22 protein-coding genes and 1 pseudogene are annotated in these 18,941 nt (G+C 34.7%); 9 read left to right on the top strand and 14 right to left on the bottom strand.

The features are described from left to right. Positions 1-85: 85 nt before the first annotated feature. The 3 genes from ABWU74_RS04725 to ABWU74_RS04715 are packed head-to-tail and all read left to right on the top strand — an operon-like array spanning position 86 to position 892. Entirely contained in the window at positions 86-301 is a 216-nt protein-coding gene (locus tag ABWU74_RS04725; protein ID WP_080717592.1) for a hypothetical protein, read from the top strand. Next, the gene (locus ABWU74_RS04720) at positions 298-558 is read left to right on the top strand and encodes an IS110 family transposase (RefSeq protein ID WP_010082049.1); all 261 of its coding nucleotides are present in this window, start codon (positions 298-300) and stop codon (positions 556-558) included. The genes ABWU74_RS04725 and ABWU74_RS04720 overlap by 4 nt, the downstream gene beginning before the upstream one ends. Beyond that, complete coding sequence (locus tag ABWU74_RS04715; protein ID WP_227738615.1) at positions 509-892, top strand: hypothetical protein; 384 nt, start codon at positions 509-511, stop codon at positions 890-892. The genes ABWU74_RS04720 and ABWU74_RS04715 overlap by 50 nt, the downstream gene beginning before the upstream one ends. Before the next feature lie 174 nt (positions 893-1,066). On the opposite strand, the gene ABWU74_RS04710 is transcribed toward ABWU74_RS04715, so the two are convergent. The 9 genes from ABWU74_RS04710 to ABWU74_RS04670 all read right to left on the bottom strand — a co-directional run bounded on the left by ABWU74_RS04710 (position 1,067) and on the right by ABWU74_RS04670 (position 6,857). Further along, entirely contained in the window at positions 1,067-2,047 is a 981-nt protein-coding gene (locus tag ABWU74_RS04710) for an SGNH/GDSL hydrolase family protein (protein WP_010082050.1), read from the bottom strand. A gap of 140 nt (positions 2,048-2,187) precedes the next feature. Beyond that, positions 2,188-4,137 (bottom strand): RNA polymerase sigma factor RpoD, encoded by a 1,950-nt coding sequence (gene rpoD, locus ABWU74_RS04705; RefSeq protein WP_353289451.1) that lies wholly within the window; start codon positions 4,135-4,137, stop codon positions 2,188-2,190. Between the two features lie 138 nt (positions 4,138-4,275). Then, positions 4,276-4,587: a cation:proton antiporter subunit C gene (locus ABWU74_RS04700; protein WP_006279706.1), complete on the bottom strand. Its 312-nt coding sequence runs from the start codon at positions 4,585-4,587 to the stop codon at positions 4,276-4,278. Then, complete coding sequence (locus tag ABWU74_RS04695; protein ID WP_006279705.1) at positions 4,584-5,003, bottom strand: Na(+)/H(+) antiporter subunit B; 420 nt, start codon at positions 5,001-5,003, stop codon at positions 4,584-4,586. Before ABWU74_RS04695 ends, ABWU74_RS04700 begins: the two co-directional genes overlap by 4 nt. Continuing rightward, positions 4,996-5,523 (bottom strand): DUF4040 domain-containing protein, encoded by a 528-nt coding sequence (locus ABWU74_RS04690; protein ID WP_015589497.1) that lies wholly within the window; start codon positions 5,521-5,523, stop codon positions 4,996-4,998. The genes ABWU74_RS04695 and ABWU74_RS04690 overlap by 8 nt, the downstream gene beginning before the upstream one ends. Position 5,524: 1 nt before the next feature. Further along, a complete protein-coding gene (gene mnhG, locus ABWU74_RS04685; protein ID WP_006279703.1) occupies positions 5,525-5,812 on the bottom strand; it encodes a monovalent cation/H(+) antiporter subunit G in 288 nt (95 codons plus the stop codon). Positions 5,813-5,818: 6 nt separating this feature from the next. After that, entirely contained in the window at positions 5,819-6,064 is a 246-nt protein-coding gene (locus ABWU74_RS04680; RefSeq protein WP_007548527.1) for a monovalent cation/H+ antiporter complex subunit F, read from the bottom strand. A gap of 28 nt (positions 6,065-6,092) precedes the next feature. Then, on the bottom strand, positions 6,093-6,500 hold the full coding sequence (gene rpoZ, locus ABWU74_RS04675) for a DNA-directed RNA polymerase subunit omega (protein WP_264705819.1): 408 nt from the start codon (positions 6,498-6,500) through the stop codon (positions 6,093-6,095). 60 nt (positions 6,501-6,560) lie between these two features. Next, positions 6,561-6,857 carry a helix-turn-helix domain-containing protein gene (locus ABWU74_RS04670; protein ID WP_010081926.1) on the bottom strand — a complete coding sequence of 99 codons (297 nt, stop codon included), beginning with the start codon at positions 6,855-6,857 and terminating at the stop codon, positions 6,561-6,563. 436 nt (positions 6,858-7,293) lie between these two features. On the opposite strand from ABWU74_RS04670, the gene purE reads away from it, so the two are divergent. Next, positions 7,294-7,785: a 5-(carboxyamino)imidazole ribonucleotide mutase gene (gene purE, locus ABWU74_RS04665; RefSeq protein ID WP_006280351.1), complete on the top strand. Its 492-nt coding sequence runs from the start codon at positions 7,294-7,296 to the stop codon at positions 7,783-7,785. A gap of 7 nt (positions 7,786-7,792) precedes the next feature. Further along, positions 7,793-9,611, top strand: a pseudogene (gene mutL, locus ABWU74_RS04660) (DNA mismatch repair endonuclease MutL). Positions 9,612-10,471: 860 nt separating this feature from the next. On the opposite strand, the gene ABWU74_RS04655 reads toward mutL, so the two are convergent. Beyond that, positions 10,472-10,603, bottom strand: coding sequence for a hypothetical protein (locus tag ABWU74_RS04655; protein ID WP_255322263.1), 132 nt, complete (start codon positions 10,601-10,603; stop codon positions 10,472-10,474). A 127-nt stretch (positions 10,604-10,730) separates the two neighbouring features. On the opposite strand from ABWU74_RS04655, the gene ABWU74_RS04650 reads away from it, so the two are divergent. Further along, a complete protein-coding gene (locus tag ABWU74_RS04650; RefSeq protein ID WP_209473250.1) occupies positions 10,731-13,394 on the top strand; it encodes a 2-oxoglutarate dehydrogenase E1 component in 2,664 nt (887 codons plus the stop codon). A gap of 244 nt (positions 13,395-13,638) precedes the next feature. Continuing rightward, positions 13,639-14,427: a hypothetical protein gene (locus ABWU74_RS04645; RefSeq protein WP_209473248.1), complete on the top strand. Its 789-nt coding sequence runs from the start codon at positions 13,639-13,641 to the stop codon at positions 14,425-14,427. Positions 14,428-14,557: 130 nt separating this feature from the next. Here ABWU74_RS04645 and ABWU74_RS04640 read toward each other — a convergent pair whose 3' ends face one another. Further along, positions 14,558-15,043, bottom strand: coding sequence for a TIGR02217 family protein (locus ABWU74_RS04640; RefSeq protein ID WP_353289450.1), 486 nt, complete (start codon positions 15,041-15,043; stop codon positions 14,558-14,560). Positions 15,044-15,134: 91 nt separating this feature from the next. On the opposite strand from ABWU74_RS04640, the gene ABWU74_RS04635 reads away from it, so the two are divergent. Next, a protein-coding gene (locus ABWU74_RS04635; protein WP_209472412.1) for an IS5-like element ISWpi1 family transposase occupies positions 15,135-15,967 on the top strand; the annotation gives its coding sequence in 2 pieces (ribosomal slippage) (positions 15,135-15,504 and positions 15,504-15,967; 834 coding nt in all). Positions 15,968-16,077: 110 nt separating this feature from the next. Continuing rightward, positions 16,078-17,089, top strand: a protein-coding gene (locus ABWU74_RS04630) for an IS630 family transposase (protein ID WP_094745768.1) whose coding sequence is annotated in 2 segments (ribosomal slippage) — positions 16,078-16,539 and positions 16,541-17,089 — 1,011 coding nt in all. Because the reading frame shifts where the segments join, the coding sequence is not laid out codon by codon here. Positions 17,090-17,183: 94 nt separating this feature from the next. Here the strand turns inward: ABWU74_RS04630 and ABWU74_RS04625 are convergent. From ABWU74_RS04625 to ABWU74_RS04615, 3 genes are read right to left on the bottom strand one after another with little or no spacing between them, the layout of a single operon-like run. Continuing rightward, positions 17,184-17,558, bottom strand: coding sequence for a helix-turn-helix domain-containing protein (locus ABWU74_RS04625; RefSeq protein WP_264375450.1), 375 nt, complete (start codon positions 17,556-17,558; stop codon positions 17,184-17,186). A 22-nt stretch (positions 17,559-17,580) separates the two neighbouring features. Further along, positions 17,581-17,910 carry a helix-turn-helix domain-containing protein gene (locus ABWU74_RS04620; protein WP_007549995.1) on the bottom strand — a complete coding sequence of 110 codons (330 nt, stop codon included), beginning with the start codon at positions 17,908-17,910 and terminating at the stop codon, positions 17,581-17,583. 51 nt (positions 17,911-17,961) lie between these two features. Further along, the gene (locus tag ABWU74_RS04615; RefSeq protein ID WP_353289237.1) at positions 17,962-18,906 is read right to left on the bottom strand and encodes a hypothetical protein; all 945 of its coding nucleotides are present in this window, start codon (positions 18,904-18,906) and stop codon (positions 17,962-17,964) included. Between the last annotated feature and the right edge of the window lie 35 nt (positions 18,907-18,941).

Genomic DNA, 18,941 nt, shown 5'->3' with positions numbered 1-18,941 from the left:
TACCTAAAGAATCAACTAGCGTAATTGAACAGCCAAATGCTGCAACGAATGCTCCACAATCTCACCTAGAGGACACTTCCCTTATATGTTAAGAACAAGTCTTTATAAATATCAAAGTAGTGAGATTAAAGACACACAGAGAAGAGGAATCGTCACGCCCCTTGATTATAAGAATCGTTGTTCAGCAAGGTTCTCTTCTCTGGTTTATTATACTGAAAGTTCCGAACAACTGATTGAGCTTTTAGGCTCGTATATAAGGCTGGAAAATGCAGTATATGTTATTATTACGGAGGAATTATGAATTCATCAAACATTATTGCTGGCATTGATGTTAGCAAAAGTAAATTAGATCTCCACATTCACCCACTTGAGCATTATAAAATATTTGAAAACAATGTACAATCCATTGATGAAATGCTGGACTTTTTACGTTTGCATAATGTAACCAAAATTGGTCTTGAGGCAACTGGTGGATACGAAAAATTATGTGCCTATACTTTACTAAGCAATGGTTTTGAGGTGTACGTCATTCAACCAAGGTGGGAGAGACTATGCTAAAAGCCTTGGTATTACTACAAAAACTGATAAAATAGACTGCAGTATCATCTCACGTTATATTAATAATACAGATATGCGTGTTACTCCTTTAACAGTTAGTAATGGTAATATTGATTGCTTGAAACAAAAATTATCTCGTAGAAACCAACTTGTAGAAATAGCAAAAATACAAAAAACCCAAATCCAACAGGTAACTGATACATCTATAATCAAACAAATAGAGGAACTTCTTGCAATTTTACGTAATCAAATTAAAACTTTAGAAGATGAAATGATTACATTTATCGATCAAAACCAAGAGCTTAAAAGAAAATATATATCAATAACTATATAGTAGCGGGATGACGGTTTTTCAAATTATCGGTAAATCTAAGTCAGTTTAGCTATAGGCAGCAATTTTCTGTATTTATTTTAAATTGAAGAAAGCTCAAATGAAAGATCGTGTTTTGCTAAAAATCACAGAATGCAGTCTGGTTACTATTTAAAAGGATATGTTCAAAAAACTGTGTCAAATCAACTCATACACTTCATTACCAACTTCATGATGAAGTTCCGCAGTTGGATGGAAATAATCAAAAAAGAAATAATCCTTTAGTGTTTCTTTGCTACACCCAGGGTTATAGTGAACGTCAAGTTCCCCTTTAAATATCAACTTTAAGAGTATTTTTATATTTTCTTTAAATCTCCCAACTTGGTCTGCAATGTTCGATGTGCATGCATCTTGACAATTTAAACCTTTGCTCTTGTATTCGCTAAACATACTTCTCATTTTAGAGTTAAGATCAAATGCTTTTATTTCAAGATTTGTACTTTTCTTCATATAATCTAAGCCTTTAGCCAGTTTTGCATTGAAACTCTCCGTGAGCTTTGTAGCTAGTTCCCTTGCTTCTTCATCTCTATTAAAAGCTGGTATTGAGCCAACTTCAGGTGCATTTGCAACAACTACATGCTTAACACCATGTTCATTTAGAACCTTAAGTGCATTACATATTTCACTCACTGCTTGTTCCAACACTTCTTCCGCTTTAGTATCGTCATAAGCAGTGGCAACCATAACATCATTTCCGCCGATTATGATGCAAAATAAATCTTCTTTACCTATATCTGGATGATGTTTAATTACCGCATCTAGCTGGTTAGCTAAACGAAATTTATTGAAGAAATAAGAAAAAATAGGGTCAAAAATTTCAGATGCTGTTGCATATGAAACTGCGTAATTCTGACCTTGCTGTTCGTGGCATCTCCCAAAAAATGAATAACTCCACCCAGGTTTAAATTCATCTAAATCTAAATATTTTGCTATATATTCAACAGCAGTAGGGCCATTGCTAAAAGATCTTCCTTGATAAAAAGGATCATCAAATTTTACGCTTTTTGCAAAGGATAAATTATTTAAAATTCCAATGATTGCGCCATTATCGGATAAGCTATCACCCAGAACATAAAAATTTCTATACTTTGAATTAGAATTGTCATTTTTGTTTGTCATAATATTTACCGTAGATTAGCATGTTGTTTCATTAGATTCATAGAAAAAGAAAAATAGCGGTGAAATTATACAACTTTGGCCTAACTTGCTCTCCACTTTTTCCGGGCAAAATCAGCTTCTTCTTAACTTGACACGTATACTTAAAAGAACCCTCTAAGTTTTCTAGCACGGCTTGGATGTTTCAACTTGCGCAGTGCTTTTGCCTCTATTTGCCTAATTCTCTCACGTGTTACATTAAAAATTTTTCCTACTTCTTCTAAGGTATGTTCCTTCCCATCTTTACCAAGGCCAAAACGCATTCTTAAAATTCTTTCTTCCTTTGGTGTTAAAGTTGCAAGAACATTGGTTGTAATGCCACGCAAGTCAGCAAGTATTGCAGCATCCTCTGGCCTGGAGACTCGCTTGTCTTCTATACAATCACCAAAGGTACTACTATCATCTTTTCCTGTTGGAGCTTCAAGACTTACTGGATCCCTTGCTATTTTCATAACTTTGCGTATTCTTTCCAGTGGCATTGTCAGTTCTACACTCAATTCCTCTAACGTCGGCTCTCTTCCCATCTCATGAGTCATCTTTCTTAATGCTCTGTTGATTTTACTGATAATTTCCACCATATGAACTGGTATTCTAACTACTTTAGACTGCTCAGGTATTGCTCTAGTGATTGATTGTCTTACCCACCAAGTGCCATAAGTTGAAAATTTATATCCACGTTTGTAATCAAACTTATCCACGGCCTTCATAAGACCAATATTGCCTTCTTGTATCAAATCAAGCAGATCAAGGCCTCTTTTTGAATACTTCTTAGCAATGGAAACTACTAGCCTTAAGTTAGCCTTAATCATTTCTTGCTTTGCTTCAGAGACTTCTCGTTCGTGTTTTTGTATTCTCTTGATTAGCTCCTTAAATTCTTGTACGTTATCTTCCTGTATATGCTGCTTAATACCGTTCAAGGTACTAGCTATATGTTCAGAGTTATCGTCTATAAACCTTAAAAATTTGTTTTTTAATTCACCTGTAAAAGAGGACTGATTTTCATTGATCTTTAAAAGACTTATCTTTTTCAATTCGTGCTTTAAAAGCACGTCATCATAAACTTTATAGAAACTTTCTCTATCGATATCGTATTTTCTAGCCTCAGCAATAAGATTAGCCTCTTCAAGCGTAATGGATCTATTTATCTTATAAAGTTCTTGTGTAATTCTGGCAACAGCAGCATCACTTAACTTAATTTGTAATGCTATAGACCATATTTGATTATACAAATTTTCTAGCTCATTAGAGAAATTTTTAGAATTTTTTCTTAATATCAACGCTTCATTTGTTAAAGTAATTATCTCATCCAATGCAACTATGACCTTTGGCAATAAGTCACTTTCCATTTCAAGAATAGAAACATTTAAATTGACTGAACTTATATCTTCATTATTACCGTCTTTCTCATCATCACTTTTTTTACTATCTTTCTCATCATCACTACAGTACTCAGCATCTTCAGAAACATCCTCAGAATCCTCAACATCTTCAGCACTTTCTTCACTCTCTTCACTTTCTTCTTTGGGTACCACATTAAAATCAGAGTTATAAATTGCATCCAGATCTATAATTTCTCTCAGTAAGAGAGCTCCATTACTTAAATCATCACGCCATACTTTTATCACCTTTAATGTTACTGATGTTTCAATTATTGCACGTAACATGTTATGCTTTTCAGATTCAATTTTTTTTGCTATCTCGATTTCATCTGCCCTTGATAAAAGCTTTACGGAGCTCATGTCTTGTAAATAAATCCTCACTGGATCATCATTTTGTACTAAAGTTGCAGTAACATTTGGCGATGTGTCATCATCAAGTTTACTATCATCACTGTTGGAAGGAATATCTTCTTCATCTTCGCTACTTTCAAGCACATTAATTCCGGAATCCTGCAATAAAGATATAGCATCATCTATAAAGTCAGACGAAAAATTTTCATCTGATAATTTATCATTTATATCATCAAAGGTGATAAAACCACCCTTTTTTATACTCTTAGTTACCAGATCTTTGATAATTTTTTTCTTATCTTCTGCATCATTAATAGTTGACATCATTACCTTTATAGTTTATAATTTTATTTCTTATTAACAAACAAACTTACAACGAGCAAGTCTATAATTTTACTTTTAACTTGTGGCTATTTGTTACTTCATATAGTTTAAGATACTGTTAATTTATGTACACTTGTCTTAATCAATTGTTCCATACTTTTCTTCCATTTTTACTGCTATGGATAATCCAACTGAAAATGTTGCAATTCCAACCACTATAGCAGTAAGCATTAAAACATGGGGTATAGGATTGCTATATGAATAAAAATTTGAAACCAATATAGGAGGCAAGGAACTTTTTATATATCCTAGAGATATGTAAAATAACAAAACAGATGCTTGGAAGACGCTTACCCCTATCATTTTCTTGATTAAATTTTTATCGTTTATAATAATATATAAACCTAGCACCATTAATACAATAATAATCGTATAATTATATAAAGTCATTGTTTTTTCCTACGAGCAAAATTTATATATATAATTAACATAGAGGAGCAGACAGTAAATGCTACACCTAATTCCACCAAAAAAATACCTAATTTTTGACCGGTTCTATTATTGGTTAACAAGATATCATAAGATAAAAAATTTTGGCCAAGTAAAGTTGTTGCAACGCCCGTTCCTCCATAAATTAAAATACCTAACACGTTAGTCAATCTAATCACAGAATAAGGTATTGCTTTTAGAGTTGTAGATACACCAAATAGCATTGAATATAATATTATCCCGGAGGCAATAATTATTCCTGCTTGAAAACCTCCACCCGGAGTGTAATCACCGTGAAATTGTATGTATAAACCAAATAAAATGATAAAAGGTATCATCAAAAATGTTACTGCATTTAATATCGGATCTTTAATCATTTTCTTTTTCTTCTTTTAATATCAACGTTATACAAAGCGCAGCAGTAAAAACTACTATAGTTTCTCCAAACGTGTCATAACCACGAAAGCTTGCCAAAATAGCTGTCACTATATTAGGAATACCGGTAGCTTTTTCGGTATTTTCCACATAATAAGGAGCAACATGCAAGTGGATCGGAGCATTGTGGCTGCCAAAATCTGGCAATTGAATCATAAAATATGACAAACATACAGCCAGAAATAACATAAAAAAAAGCGTTATAGGGTTATGAGATAGATTTACTTTATGATTCTTTATCAAGGAGAGTGCTGCAAACGTAAAAACTGTACTGAGCCCCGCACCAACAGAAGCTTCAGTAATTGCAACATCAGGTGCATTCATAATTAAGTATATAAGCGCAATCAGTGAACTAAATACACACATTAGAACAGCACTTACGACTAAATGTCGCGAGAAAACTATAAAAACCGTAACTGTTAGTAACAACAAAAGTAACACTACATTTAATATTTCTAACACCTTAGCCTTCTTTAACAGTTTTTTTCTTAACTTTATAATGAGTGCGCGCTAAAATATAGCTATTAGTTGAGTTAGCTACCCATATTATAAAAATTAATAATACTATTTTAACAGTATTGATTGAAAATCCATTCTGCAAAGCAAAACCAATTAACAATAACGTTGCACCGCTAGAATCTGTAATACCTGCTGCATGTAACCTAGTATAGAAATCAGGAAATCTGATCACCCCTATATTTGAAATAATTATCAAACAAATACCTAAAAATATGAAAATGGATCCTATCATAAATTATCAAAACAACATTAATCTCATTAGTGCTATAGTTGATATAAAGCTAACGCTAGCATACAACAATGCTATATCAATTAAAAAAAAATTATTCAGAATGATTGATATTGCTGTTATAAGTACAACTACTTGCGTTGAGAAATTATTGAACGCTAAAACCTTATTGTACACATCATTTGACTTAGACACTATGCAACACAACATTACACTCATACAGAACAACAGTGTATAGATAGCAATGCAAATCATTTAAAGACTATGTAACTTCAGTAGATTTCTAAACGGATACTTCTTCATCGCCATCTTGATCATTTATTTCATCATCTATTTCACCATCCACTTCATAATCTTGGCTTTCTTGACTTACATCAAGATCTGTGTTATCAGAAAAATTTAATAAATTCGCTAGCTTACTTGTATTACTGCTGTAAACATTATTCATATTTCCTTTCATGTATTCCTTGCATCTACCTACCAAAAGGCTAAACAGCTCATGAGTATCCACCTGTTTTCCTGCTATTTCATGTAAGGAAACTATGGTATTTTTATGACCTTTAAACTTAGCTGCTTGAATTGGATTACTTGCCCCTGTATTTAAATCATGTGTTCTTTGACTTGCCAACAGAACCAATTTGAAACGGTTACTTACCCGTTCTATACACTTTTCTACAATAGACTCAGCCATAAGATACTACCTTAATAAATTTTATACTATATCACAAAAAACAAGTTGTCAACTTTGTATCTATTGCGATTCAACTTCATGTTTTACTTTTTCTGCCTCAGATTTTATTTCTTGGCTTTCTGTCATCGTGATTGTTATCTCATGATCAAGTTTTTTTAGAAATCCTAACAATCGCTCTAAAGAAAAACCATCTATTTTACCATTTTTAATTTGCGATACCTTTGGCTGATCAATACCAAGTTTCTCAGCTGCAAAAGCCTGAGTCCAAGCATTTTTTTCTATAATTTTATTTATTATATAAAGCAACTTTGTTTTTATTCCTGCACTGTCTAAGTTATTTAACGATATTATTTCCATAATTCTTACACTCACATATCAATTAACTTTATTAAATATTATAACATAATATTTAATATACCAAGATATTAATATCATGTAACTTGTCAATAATTATATGATATCAATATTTAAAACTTTAAGTTGATTATATATTAATATTTTTATCAAATTTCTAGTAATTTTAAATTACCATTTTACCATCAGTCTATCTGAAAAAACCATTTATAGAAAGAACAAGCTAAGATTACAAAGCTTGAAATACAAAAATAATTATTTTATAAATTTATCTTACATAAGAAGTTTATATCTCTATATCTTAACATAGATATTTATTTAAATTTTTAAAATTTCTATTTTAACAAGAATTCTATATATTATATTTATAATATAACTTAAATATTTGTTGCTTTTTAGCTGGAACATTATTTAGTTAGTAAGTAAAATTGTGTTGAATATGACAAAAATAAAAAAAGATGTTGCTGTTATTATGGGAAGTGAGTCAGATTACACCACTATGGTCCATACTGTTGATATGTTAAAAGCATTAGAAGTTTCACATGATATATTCATAATATCTGCACATAGAACACCAGAAAGGCTCTTCAATTTTGCTAAATCTGCACAAGAAGAAGGTTTTAAGGTTATTATAGCTGGTGCAGGAGGTGCAGCTCATTTACCTGGTATGGTTGCGTCACTAACTTGTTTACCAGTTATCGGCGTTCCTGTGCATAGTAAACAATTAAATGGGCTGGACAGTCTACTCTCTATAGTTCAAATGCCAAAGGGTGTTCCAGTTGCAACCATGTCTATAGGAGAAAATGGAGCATATAATGCTGCCATTACTGCCGTATCTATATTGTCAATTTCCAACAGTGAAATTGCAGGTAGGTTAAAAAAGTGGAGAGAGAAACAGACCAAAGAAGTAAAAGAAAAACCAGTTTCATAATAAATCTATGGCAATAACTCTTTTAGACACAAAAACCATAAACCGTATAGCAGCGGGGGAGGTGATAGAAAGGCCAGCAAGTGTAGTAAAGGAATTAGTGGAAAATGCAATAGATGCTGGAAGTTTAGAAATAGAGATCAAAATAGAAAGTGGTGGGCGTAACCTTATTATTGTGACAGATGATGGTAACGGAGTAGAAAAAAACGATTTAGAACTTGCGTTTATGCGCCATGCTACTTCAAAATTGAGCGATAGTGAATTAATAGAAATCAAGCATCTTGGCTTTAGAGGAGAAGCTCTGCCTTCAATAGCAGCAGTAAGTAGGATAAAATTATCGTCTAAGGCAAGAGAAGCAAATGAAGCATGGTCTATAAGTTATGAGGGTGGAGAGAAAATAGGGGAGCTAACTCCTTACCCTTTATCACAAGGGACACATATTGAAGTACGAGATTTGTTTTTCGCTACTCCAAATAGACTAAAATTTCTAAAAACCGAAAGAGCAGAAACTCAAAGCATTGTTGATATTGTAAACAACCTAGCAATGATTAACTATCATATAGGGTTTACTCTCACTTCAGGTAATAAAAAGCTCTTAAAATACGCTAAGCAGACTTCGTTATTTCATAGATTGTGTGAAGTAGAAGAAGAATTTCAGGGCAATTCTTTGGAGGTCAATGAAGAAGAAGACGGCATCAAACTTACGGGACACATCTGTAAGCCAACCGTCAATCGTGGTAAGTCAACTCAGATCTATACGTTTGTTAATGGAAGGCCAATTAAAGATAATTTACTTATTGGCGCAGTTAGGTATGCATATCATGATTTTATTCCAAGCGATAGGTATCCTTTTGCAGCGTTACATTTAGAGATACCTTATGATCAAGTAGATGTAAATGTGCATCCAAATAAGTCAGAAGTAAGGTTTCAGAATAAGAAGCTCATATATGAGATAGTGACAAGAGGATTAATTAAAGCGTTGTCAAGAAGGATAGGCACCTTTCCAGCGCATGACCAGAAAATGGATTCAACATTGCCAGATCCTTTTGATAAACCTAATGTTCAAAATGAAAGAAGGCCAAGTCCTTTTGAAAATCAACTAATAAAAGAATTTGCTTCTCCAAATGAAAGAGTAAAAAGCTTATCAGAACAGTCAAAATCGTTTGATTATACCGGCATACAGAAATTACCATCACAAGCGGAGACTATGGTTCTAGAAAAAAAAGGTGTTAGAGCAAGTTGATTTGATAGAGAGCCACCCGCTCGGGTTTGCACGCTGTCAGGTCTATAATACTTACATTATTGCCGAGGTAAGAGACAAATTGATTATAGTCGACCAGCATGCAGCCCACGAAAGGCTAGTATATGAATGCTTAAAACAAAAATCAAGTATAAAAAGACAAAAACTACTTCTTCCTGAAACGGTTGAAATCAAAAATCAAGCCGGAATGGAGATGATTGAAATCTATAAAGATAAGTTATTTGAAATGGGTTTTGATATTGAAATCAAATCAGAGAATAAAGTGATAGTAAAAGAAATCCCTGCAATTTTGGGAGCAATAGATGTGAAAGAGATGCTAATTAACATAATTGATAGATTAACGGAAATAGAAGATACATTGCCAGTAGAAGATAAAGTGAACAAAATATTGGCCACTATCGCTTGTCATGGATCAATTAGAGCGGGTAGAAAAATGAGGTTAGATGAAATGAATGAGCTGCTGAGACAAATGGAAAAAACCCCATATTCCGGGCAACGCAACCACGGAAGACCAACTTATATAGAAATGAAACTCAGTGATATTGAAAAACTTTTTGAGCGGAGGTAAGAGGTTGCCATAAATATGTAAGTGCTCCTTTCTCGTCATCCAAGTAGCTCATAGAAACGAAAAAACTTCCTTGACAAACTCCGCCAGCGCCCTTATTATAGTATTAAGGGTATTTATGACTCAAAACTTGTTTTTGACCTGCAGGCTCAATGACAAAATTCAGTAAAAAACTCAGGGTATTTTTTGGCGGATTACATAAAATTATAGCGGCTGCATGTCTTTTAAATTTTTTCTACATTCAGCCAAACCGCGCTTAAACTAAGCGTCAGCACATTATTACAGCGCCACTTACAGTAATATAGAGTCAAAACTCGCTACTCCGGGCTTCTTTTGCCTTTTTTTCGTTTGGTAAATTTCTTAAATATTTATGGCTAAAGTAACTTAAGTTCACCGACAATCGTCATCCCGCTGCGTGTTAGCGGCTAAGAGATACCGCGGCATGACGTAGGATTGTTGTCATCCCGCTGCTTGTTAGCGGGATCTATGTGAGATACCGTGAATAAATCACGGTATGATGGTTCGCGGCGGTATGACGTAGAAGCTATACTTTTATACTCACCAACTCAGTATCCAATCTGGATCCCAGTGTCGGCTACTCGGATGACATTATAGGGGCGCTGGCCTGACAATCGTCATCCCGCTACGTGTTAGCGGCTAAGAGATACCGCGGCATGACGTAGGATTGTTGTCATCCCGCTGCTTGTTAGCGGGATCTAGAGATACCGCGAATGAATCGCGGTATGACGGTTCGTGGCGGCGTGACGATAAGGTTTATACCTTGTCATCCCAGTGCGTGACACTGGGATCTAGCCTTTATTATGCAGCCACTTGGTTGAAATTAAGTCTTCTGGATCCCAGTGTCAGCTACTCGGATGACACCATTCTTTTTTCTGGATCCAAGTAGTCTGGGCACTGGGATGACACCATAGGGGCGCTGCCATTATAGAGTGAACCAGTGTCACGCACTGGGATGACACCCTGACAATCGTCATCCCGCTACGTGTTAGCGGGATCTATGTTAAGAGATACCGCGGCGGTATGACGTATAGAAACTAAAAAAGTTCTTTTTTAAAAAACTTAAGTTATACTTATAAGTATTTGATACTTTTTATAGTGATTATGTCGAGTTTAAGCTGCCTTTATGGTGATAATGCAGAATTTGTGGAAGAAATGTATAGCCGTTATTTGCAGGGTGATAAATCAATCGGGGAGGATTGGTATAGAATTTTTTCAAGCAATTTAGAAGTTAATAAAGCGGAGACCTGCGGTGCACAACATGTAACTAAGGTGGATGATTCAGTTTCTAGTTTAGCAAATTTTTTCAGATCTTACGGTCATTTTTTTGCGGATCTTAATCCGTTATCACCCAATGTGAATAAGGAAGTAGATTATCAAAAATACTCGAATCTATCTCCGGCAAGTGACACTGGAATCTATAGAGATATTTACTGCAAGAATATCGGTTTTGAATTTATGCATATCTCCTCTTATGAAGAGAAAATGTGGCTGCAGGAAAAGATCGAAAATCAAACCTATACGCTGAGCTCACAAGACAAAAAAGAAATACTGAGGCACTTGATCGAATCTGAGATGTTCGAACAATTTCTCCATATGAAATTTCCTGGGTATAAGCGTTTCTCTATCGAAGGTGGAGAGTCAGCTATCGTTGCAATTGAAAAAATCATTAGTGATTCTACGGTTTTTGGTATTGAAGAAATAGTCCTTGGCATGGCTCACCGCGGACGACTCAATGTTCTAACCAAAGTGATGGGGAAAGAATATGCGGCAATGCTGTCTGAATTTCAAGGCAATCTTGCATACCCAAGTGGTCTTGAGGTGTCCGGTGATGTTAAATATCACCTTGGTTACTCTTCTGATCGAGCACTTTCAGGTGGCAAAAAAATACATTTAAGTTTATGCCCTAATCCATCTCACCTTGAAGCGGTAAATCCGGTTTTGGCTGGAAGAATAAGAGCAAAACAGAATATAAGATCTGTGCTTGGCATATCAATTCATGGTGATGCGGCTTTCATCGGTCAAGGAGTGGTTGCTGAAACTTTAACCTTAAGCAATATTGAAGGCTATAAAGTGGATGGCATTGTGCACATTGTCATTAATAACCAAGTTGGTTTTACTGCTAACCCATGTTGCGCACGATCCTCTTTTTATTGCACTGATATAGCAAAATCAATAGAAGCTCCAGTGTTTCACGTCAATGGAGATAACCCGGAAGCTGTGAGTTTTGCTACAAGTCTGGCGATGGAATATAGGCAGAAATTTAAAAAGGACGTAGTAATTGACATAATGTGCTACCGCAAATATGGCCATAATGAAGGTGATGAACCGAATTTCACTCAGCCACTTATGTATAAGGCGATATCAAAGCATAAAACTCCTGGAACATTGTATGAAGAAAAATTGACTGCAGAGAAAGTATTAGATGGCGATGAAGTAAATAAATTGCGCAGTGAATTCAGGGCAAAATTAGATAAAAGTCTTGCTGAATCAGCGGCTTACACTCCAAAAAAAGCTGACTGGTTCGGTGGAGTGTGGTCAAAATTAAGAAGAGCAAAGCTGAACGATTTGAGCGAATACTACACGGATTCTGGTGTTCCGCCAGATGAGCTGAAAAAATTAGGTGTGCGTATAAATAGCAATATCCCAAGTAACTTTAACATTAACAATAAGGTTAGAAAAATACTCGATGGCAGAATAGACAGCATAAATTTTGGTAGTAATATAGACTGGGCAACTGCCGAAAGTCTTGCGTTTGCATCACTGCTCACAGAAAGAATAGGAGTGCGTTTATCAGGACAAGACTCTGGTCGTGGAACTTTCTCGCACCGTCATTCAAGGCTTGTTGATCAGGTAACAGAAGAAGCATTTATTCCGCTAAACAATATAAATGAAAAGCAAGCTCACTTTGAGGTCATAGATAGCGCACTATCTGAGTATGCTGTAATGGGCTTTGAATATGGATATAGTCTTGATTCTCCGTATTCACTGGTGCTCTGGGAAGGACAATTTGGTGATTTTGCAAACGGTGCGCAAATTATGATCGACCAGTTTATCGCATCTGCAGAAACAAAGTGGTTGCGATCAAGCGGTCTAGTTTTATTGCTGCCTCATGGTTATGAAGGACAGGGACCTGAGCATAGCTCCGCACGTATAGAGAGATTTTTGCAACTCTGCGCAGAGGATAATATGCAGGTAGTTAATTGTTCCACTCCGGCGAATTACTTCCATGTCTTACGCAGACAAATGCATAGAGACTTTCGTAAGCCTCTGGTAGTGTTTACACCTAAATCACTATTGCGTCATAAAAGAGCAGTTTCTAACCTATCTGACTTTGAAGGAAAATTCCTCACGGTGATTCCAGAATGTAGAAAAGGTTTAGTTTCAAGTGATAAAGTACGAAAAGTTGTAATATGCAGCGGTAAAGTTTACTACGACATAATTGAAGTATGTGAAGCACAAAAAATAAACGATATAGCAGTGATACGTTTAGAACAATTCTATCCGTTTCCTGCCGATAAACTAAGTAATGAACTTGAAAAGTACAAAAACGCTGAAATTATATGGTGTCAAGAAGAACCAAAAAATATGGGAGGATGGTTTTTTGTCAACCCATTGATAGAAGAAGTGTTATCTAATCTCGATATCCAAGCAAAAAGACCTAAGTGTATCGCAAGACCTGCTGCTGCATCTCCTGCATGTGGTTATGTTAGTGTTCACACTCAGCAGCAGGAGGAGATTTTAAAGCAGGTTATGCAGGGGATCTAGCACAATTGTGCAAATATTGAAGCGAAAGCTGGCAAGCGAACATTGTTCATCAGATCTTGACGCTGGGCACTGCAGCCAGGCGCAATAGAAAACGCATTACACCAATAAAGCCCTTTTGGTACTCAAGCAAATATAAAAGATTTTTATTCTATTAAAAAAAATTTAATTTTTATTAAAATTTTCATTTATTTTTATTTAAAAAGTAAACATTATTAATATTTACTTTAATTAATATAGGATATATATGAATACAAAAATATTTGAGATGTTAATAAGGAGAACTGGTCTACGCAGAGATAGCAAAGCTGAGATCATACAGTTAAATAGAAATGAAAAAGCTTTTGTAGATGAGGATAAAGAATCTATCGAATTAGCTGAGGCCATTTTTGAAGAGAATAATATGTTTCATTTCCGCAAACCAGGTCCTGCTATGGATTACATTTTGCACAAATTAATAAATGATAGGAAGCTTTTCAAGGAAATGAAAGATAGAGGTACAAGTATAATACGTCTTTTTTCTTTGTTATCAATGTATCATGGTCGTCTCAATTGCTGTGTTATAAGAAAAGGAGGGTGTATTACTGAGTGTGGCATACTTGATTACGCTGGCACCTATCCAGAACTAGTGCCTTTAGAGGACTTTATACTTATTGAGCCTTCCTCGTACCTCGAGTACATTGTGTTTGACAATGAGAATATCAGAAATAGGTTAGCTGAAGACTTAACTGAAGATAAAACAAAATTAGATATCTTTTTGAATGGAATTTTAGCAACAAAGAATTCGGATTTAGTATTATCTTGTATTAACAAGATAGAGGTTCTTAATGAGGGAGATAGATATTTTGTTAATCTCTTACAGAAAAACGGCATGCTAGACTACATCTTAAACAAAGATGATACAACACTTGCAAAATCAACTCTAAAGGAGTTGTTGAAGCTTTCTATTTTGCAGGAAGAAAAAAGCACTGAGTTAGAATCTCCCCAAGCTTCAAGTGTAAATGTTAGCAAAGCTCAGCAACATTGTAGTATATAGCTGGTGATAAAGTTTAAAATAATTGCATATACTGAGGCTCATTTAAATATAGAGCCTCAGTGGTGCTTAATTTTTTCAATTGATGGTGACTAGTAGCCCTACTATGATGTGGATCTATGCTCGCTTATAACTAAAATTTCACTTCCACCAAGGGGATATTATTCCAGCTATTGCTTCCATAGTCATCAATAGAAGCATTTAAGTAATCTGTATCAAAGCGCACGGGCACATCAAATTCAAAGCTCGCAGTGATTATCACATCTTTTACTGGTGGCTTCATAAATGTTATTTCTCCAGTTGAATAATTTACTGAATATTCACTCTCTTCTTTACCATTTAAATAAATCTTTACTGTCCCATGTACTGGCTTTTTGATCATACGTATATGCTTATCTTCCCCACTTACATAAGTTTTGATTAGCTGAAAAGTCGTTTTTTTGTTATCTCCTATACCAATCTCTTGATTAATGGCTATAAAATCCGACCAATCCTTAAAACGAAACCCTATTGCTTTACCTTTTCGTGCATGAAAAAATGTTATTAGTTCCAGTAGTTGCTCGTTTGATCTGACCCCGTAAGCTATGTTGTATCTAGTGCGTGCATGAGACCAATTGATGTTGCGCTGTTCACAACCATTGTGAGTTGTTAGAGGTTGTCCGGAAACAAGTAAAAGGCTATAATATCTGAAATTTTAGTACGGGGTAAAGATGAGAAAAAAGTATCCAACAGATCTAAGCGAAAGGGAATGGGCAAGAATAGAAAAACACTTCAGAGTATCATACAAGAAAGGAGGAAGGCCGCCAAAGTATAGCAAAAAAGAAATATTAGAAGCAATTTTCTATGTATTGCGTACAGGGTGTCAATGGCGGTATTTACCAAATGATTTTCCGCTATGGAAGACTGTGTATGAGCAGTTCAGGCAATGGAAGAAGCAGGGAATTTTTGAGAAAATGAATTATGAAATTACAAAATATAGTAGAAGAAAAATAGGAAGGAATGAGCAGCCGAGTGCCTGTATAGTAGATAGTCAATCTGTAAAGACTACAGAAAAGGGGGGATCAAAGGCTATGATGGAAGTAAAAAAGTAAAGGGTAGAAAAAGGCATATAATTACAGACACTCAGGGTTTTATACTAGGTTGTTACGTAGGCGCTGCTAACGAAAATGATAGAGATGGTATTAAAATAGCATTAAACAATATGAGAACAAAATATACTAAAGTTAAAAAAATGTGGGCTGACATGGGATACCAAGGAAGAAATTTAAAGAATCACATAAAGGAAGAATATGACATAGATATTGAAATTGTTAAAAGGCCTCCATGTAGATTTTGGGTGCACAAAGATACGCCACCTGAGCTACTACCAACAAGAGAACAAGGGTTTAAAGTACAGCCAAGAAGATGGGTTGTAGAAAGGACTTTTGCTTGGGTTAATAGGAATAGAAGGCTATCGAAGGAGTATGATTTACTCACAACATCCACTGAGAATTTCATATACCTAGCTATGAGTAGGGTTATGTTAAAGAGGGAATATGCTTGAATTTACTAGTTTCCGGACAACCTCTAATACCAATTCCCATTACACGGCAAACAGATGGACAAAGATGGAAGAAAAGCCATAATGAAGTAAGTAAAATAGTTGAGGTATAAATGGCATTAAGATCAAAATTATTGGATGAAAAAGTAGTAGAATCAGCAAAAGAAATGCTGAAGAAAGTAAGGAATAATGCATATGTTTCAAAAAAACTAAATGCTGTAATTGCAGCAAAAAAGTACAGTATAACGGCTGTAGCAAAAATATATTGCATTTCAAGAAGCGCACTAACTTCGTGGGTAAAACTCTTGAAATTTGGCAGAGAAGAAAAACTGTTTGCTCCTCCACAACGCCGTAGAAAAACTAAATTAAATCAGGTTCAACTACAGCAAATTGAAGAGTGGATAGAAGAAAATCCTAATATTACCATTAAAGAAATGAGAATAAGAATCCAGGAAAAGTTCAGATTAAATATCAGCAAATCTACAGTACACCGCTATATGCAAAAGATGAAATTCTCATATATTACACCAAGACCAGTTCATAATGGACAAGATAAAAGCAAACAAGAGGAATTCAAAAAAAAATCTCAATGGAGCTATTAGCAAGTATCCAGAAAAAGAGCTATTTTTCTTTGATGAATCACGGTTTGGCACACATTCAAAGGTTGGACATGGGTGGTTTAAAAAGGGGATTAGAACACAGGTTAAAACAAAATTAGGTAGGCAAAATTTCTATCTCTATAGTGCGGTTAATCCTAGAAATGGAGAGAGTTCTAGCTTATTTGCACCAAATGTCAACACTGATTGCATGAACATATTTCTTGAGCAGATGTCGCAATATCTAGAAACACGAGAGGCTTTTCTTGTTATGGATTGTGCTAGTTGGCATAGGTCAAAAAATTTAAAGGTACCTAAAAATATCGATATTATATACCTACCTCCGTACTCACCTGAGCTAAATCCTGTTGAGAGGCTTTGGTTATATATAAAACAGAACATTTTGCGCAATAAAATATACGATACAATTGCTCTGCTTGAGGGTGCTTTGTGCAAATTTATTACTTCTCTTGCCAGCTCCACAATTAAACAACTCTGCAATGTCTCCTATTTGACTGGCCAACAATGAGAGTTGGTATGACTACACGCATCAAAGTGAAAGAAAAGCAAAATGATGAAGAAAATGAAAGTTTAAGTTTTCTTCAACGACTCAAGGAGAGAATTTATGCTTTAAAGCCTGTATTAGCAAGAGCCTTAATCACTAAATGAACAATGTCACGCAGAGTTTCATCCTCAATTTTTCTATATTCCCTCACTAGCTTTGATATTTCTTCGCTGCCTACATCGCTATGGAAGGCCTTATCATGTAAGTCTTCAGAGGCTTTGGTAAAAAAATACGACATATCAACCGATAGTACTTCTGCTAATTTATATAACCTATCAACTACAAGCCTAATCTCTCCGCTTTCATATCCTTGTACATGCTGAAATGAAATTTCAAGCTTTTTTCCTAAGTCTCTTTGACTAAAACCACACATTAGCCTTCTTTTCCTTATTCTTTCCCCTATTTGTTTATCGATAGGATGTTGTATAGTCATTTTACGTATCAGGTAATATTAACTATGTATTGTCACTTTGAGAAAAAGATTTTACCAATATATAAACTGCACTACGTAACCTTTTGCTCTTAATTTCGTTATATCCTTTGACTAACTTTAGTATTTCTTCATCATAAGCTTCATGTGAGTCAGTGTGCATATCAGTAAAAAAGTTAGCAACATCTATCGATAGTGCTTTTGCTAAATCATATAATCTACTGGCCAAAACACAATTTGAACCATTTTCGTACTTTTGTATCTGTCTATACGAAACACCTATTCTCTTTCCCAATTCGGTCTGTGTCAAAGCACGATCTAACCTAAGTTGTTTTATTTTTTTACCTAATTGCACTTTTCACCTCTTATTCAAATTTACAACAAATTTTATGAAGTGGAAAAAAAGCTAGCAAAGTAATTGCTTTAATAATTTCTGCCTCTCGCTAATTAAATCGTTTGGCCTTACGTATTTTTTCTCAATTTCCCTCATCTCTTTTTCTCGTTCTGCAATGCTATTTCGTATTACTTCAGCCGAGTATCTGCTTTTGCCACATGCAAACTCTGATCTTAATCTTCTAACCTTATATTCGAGCTCAGCAAATCTTTCATGCTGCTCAAGAAGCTCTATCATGTGTTTGATTTCAGAATTTAGCTTTTTTTCCTCAACATCTCTCACAATAAAAGAAAGCAGAAGCTTATCTATTTGGTAATCAATATTTGGTTGAGTAGCAAATAGATTGATCATAGCTTTTACATCAGTAGGATTTGCAACTAATAAGCTAAAATTACTACATAAAAAACTATAGAACTTTATCGTCTTCACAAGATAATTTTTCATATCTTGTGATAATTGCAATTCTTTGTGAATTCCTGACAGCAATATTTTCAATTCTTCCAAGTATTCTACATCAAAATTACCTACTTCTGTAGGTAAAAGGATCATTAGCAGCTTTTTTACAAGCTCAACATCATTTGATTTTACTGCATTATAAAGAGCTTTATCCTTATCTTCTTTTAAATCATAAAGCTCTGACGAGTTATCTATGCTGAATAGATATTCAGTATTTCCTTGAGGAGAGTAGATTAAAATGTCCACTTCTCTTAGCGGGTAGTCATCATTAAACTTTTCTAGTAACTGCTTATCGGTGGTTTCCTCTATTGCTACAGCAGCTTTACTGATCTTTTTCAGTTCAGAAATATTATCTCTTGAATTTTCAAGTATGTCTTTAGCCTTGTCTAGCAGCTGCTCATATAGAATTATTTTTTCTTCATTATCAAGTAGCTGACAATGCTTCTTCAACTTTTCAGTGGAGTAAGACAAGAGATCCATTTCTTTCAGTTTTACAATCACAATACCCAACTTTGATTGAAATTGAAATAATTTTT

The organism is Wolbachia endosymbiont (group A) of Paraperithous gnathaulax, from assembly GCF_964028485.1.
In the GTDB taxonomy this organism is placed as follows: Bacteria; Pseudomonadota; Alphaproteobacteria; order Rickettsiales; family Anaplasmataceae; genus Wolbachia; species Wolbachia pipientis.
The sequence above is the reverse complement of the archived record's forward strand: the minus strand, read 5'-3'. Positions and strand labels throughout refer to the sequence as shown.

What these genes read in the sequence shown, in the direction of transcription:
- ABWU74_RS04725 (WP_080717592.1), top strand. Translation starts at nt 86, where the DNA reads ATGTTAAGAACAAGTCTTTATAAATATCAAAGTAGTGAGATTAAAGAC.
- ABWU74_RS04720 (WP_010082049.1), top strand. Translation starts at nt 298, where the DNA reads ATGAATTCATCAAACATTATTGCTGGCATTGATGTTAGCAAAAGTAAA.
- ABWU74_RS04715 (WP_227738615.1), top strand. Translation starts at nt 509, where the DNA reads ATGGTTTTGAGGTGTACGTCATTCAACCAAGGTGGGAGAGACTATGCT.
- ABWU74_RS04710 (WP_010082050.1), bottom strand. Translation starts at nt 2,047, where the DNA reads ATGACAAACAAAAATGACAATTCTAATTCAAAGTATAGAAATTTTTAT.
- rpoD (WP_353289451.1), bottom strand. Translation starts at nt 4,137, where the DNA reads ATGTCAACTATTAATGATGCAGAAGATAAGAAAAAAATTATCAAAGAT.
- ABWU74_RS04700 (WP_006279706.1), bottom strand. Translation starts at nt 4,587, where the DNA reads ATGACTTTATATAATTATACGATTATTATTGTATTAATGGTGCTAGGT.
- ABWU74_RS04695 (WP_006279705.1), bottom strand. Translation starts at nt 5,003, where the DNA reads ATGATTAAAGATCCGATATTAAATGCAGTAACATTTTTGATGATACCT.
- mnhG (WP_006279703.1), bottom strand. Translation starts at nt 5,812, where the DNA reads ATGATAGGATCCATTTTCATATTTTTAGGTATTTGTTTGATAATTATT.
- ABWU74_RS04680 (WP_007548527.1), bottom strand. Translation starts at nt 6,064, where the DNA reads ATGATTTGCATTGCTATCTATACACTGTTGTTCTGTATGAGTGTAATG.
- rpoZ (WP_264705819.1), bottom strand. Translation starts at nt 6,500, where the DNA reads ATGGCTGAGTCTATTGTAGAAAAGTGTATAGAACGGGTAAGTAACCGT.
- ABWU74_RS04670 (WP_010081926.1), bottom strand. Translation starts at nt 6,857, where the DNA reads ATGGAAATAATATCGTTAAATAACTTAGACAGTGCAGGAATAAAAACA.
- purE (WP_006280351.1), top strand. Translation starts at nt 7,294, where the DNA reads ATGACAAAAATAAAAAAAGATGTTGCTGTTATTATGGGAAGTGAGTCA.
- ABWU74_RS04655 (WP_255322263.1), bottom strand. Translation starts at nt 10,603, where the DNA reads ATGACGATTGTCAGGGTGTCATCCCAGTGCGTGACACTGGTTCACTCT.
- ABWU74_RS04650 (WP_209473250.1), top strand. Translation starts at nt 10,731, where the DNA reads ATGTCGAGTTTAAGCTGCCTTTATGGTGATAATGCAGAATTTGTGGAA.
- ABWU74_RS04645 (WP_209473248.1), top strand. Translation starts at nt 13,639, where the DNA reads ATGAATACAAAAATATTTGAGATGTTAATAAGGAGAACTGGTCTACGC.
- ABWU74_RS04625 (WP_264375450.1), bottom strand. Translation starts at nt 17,558, where the DNA reads ATGACTATACAACATCCTATCGATAAACAAATAGGGGAAAGAATAAGG.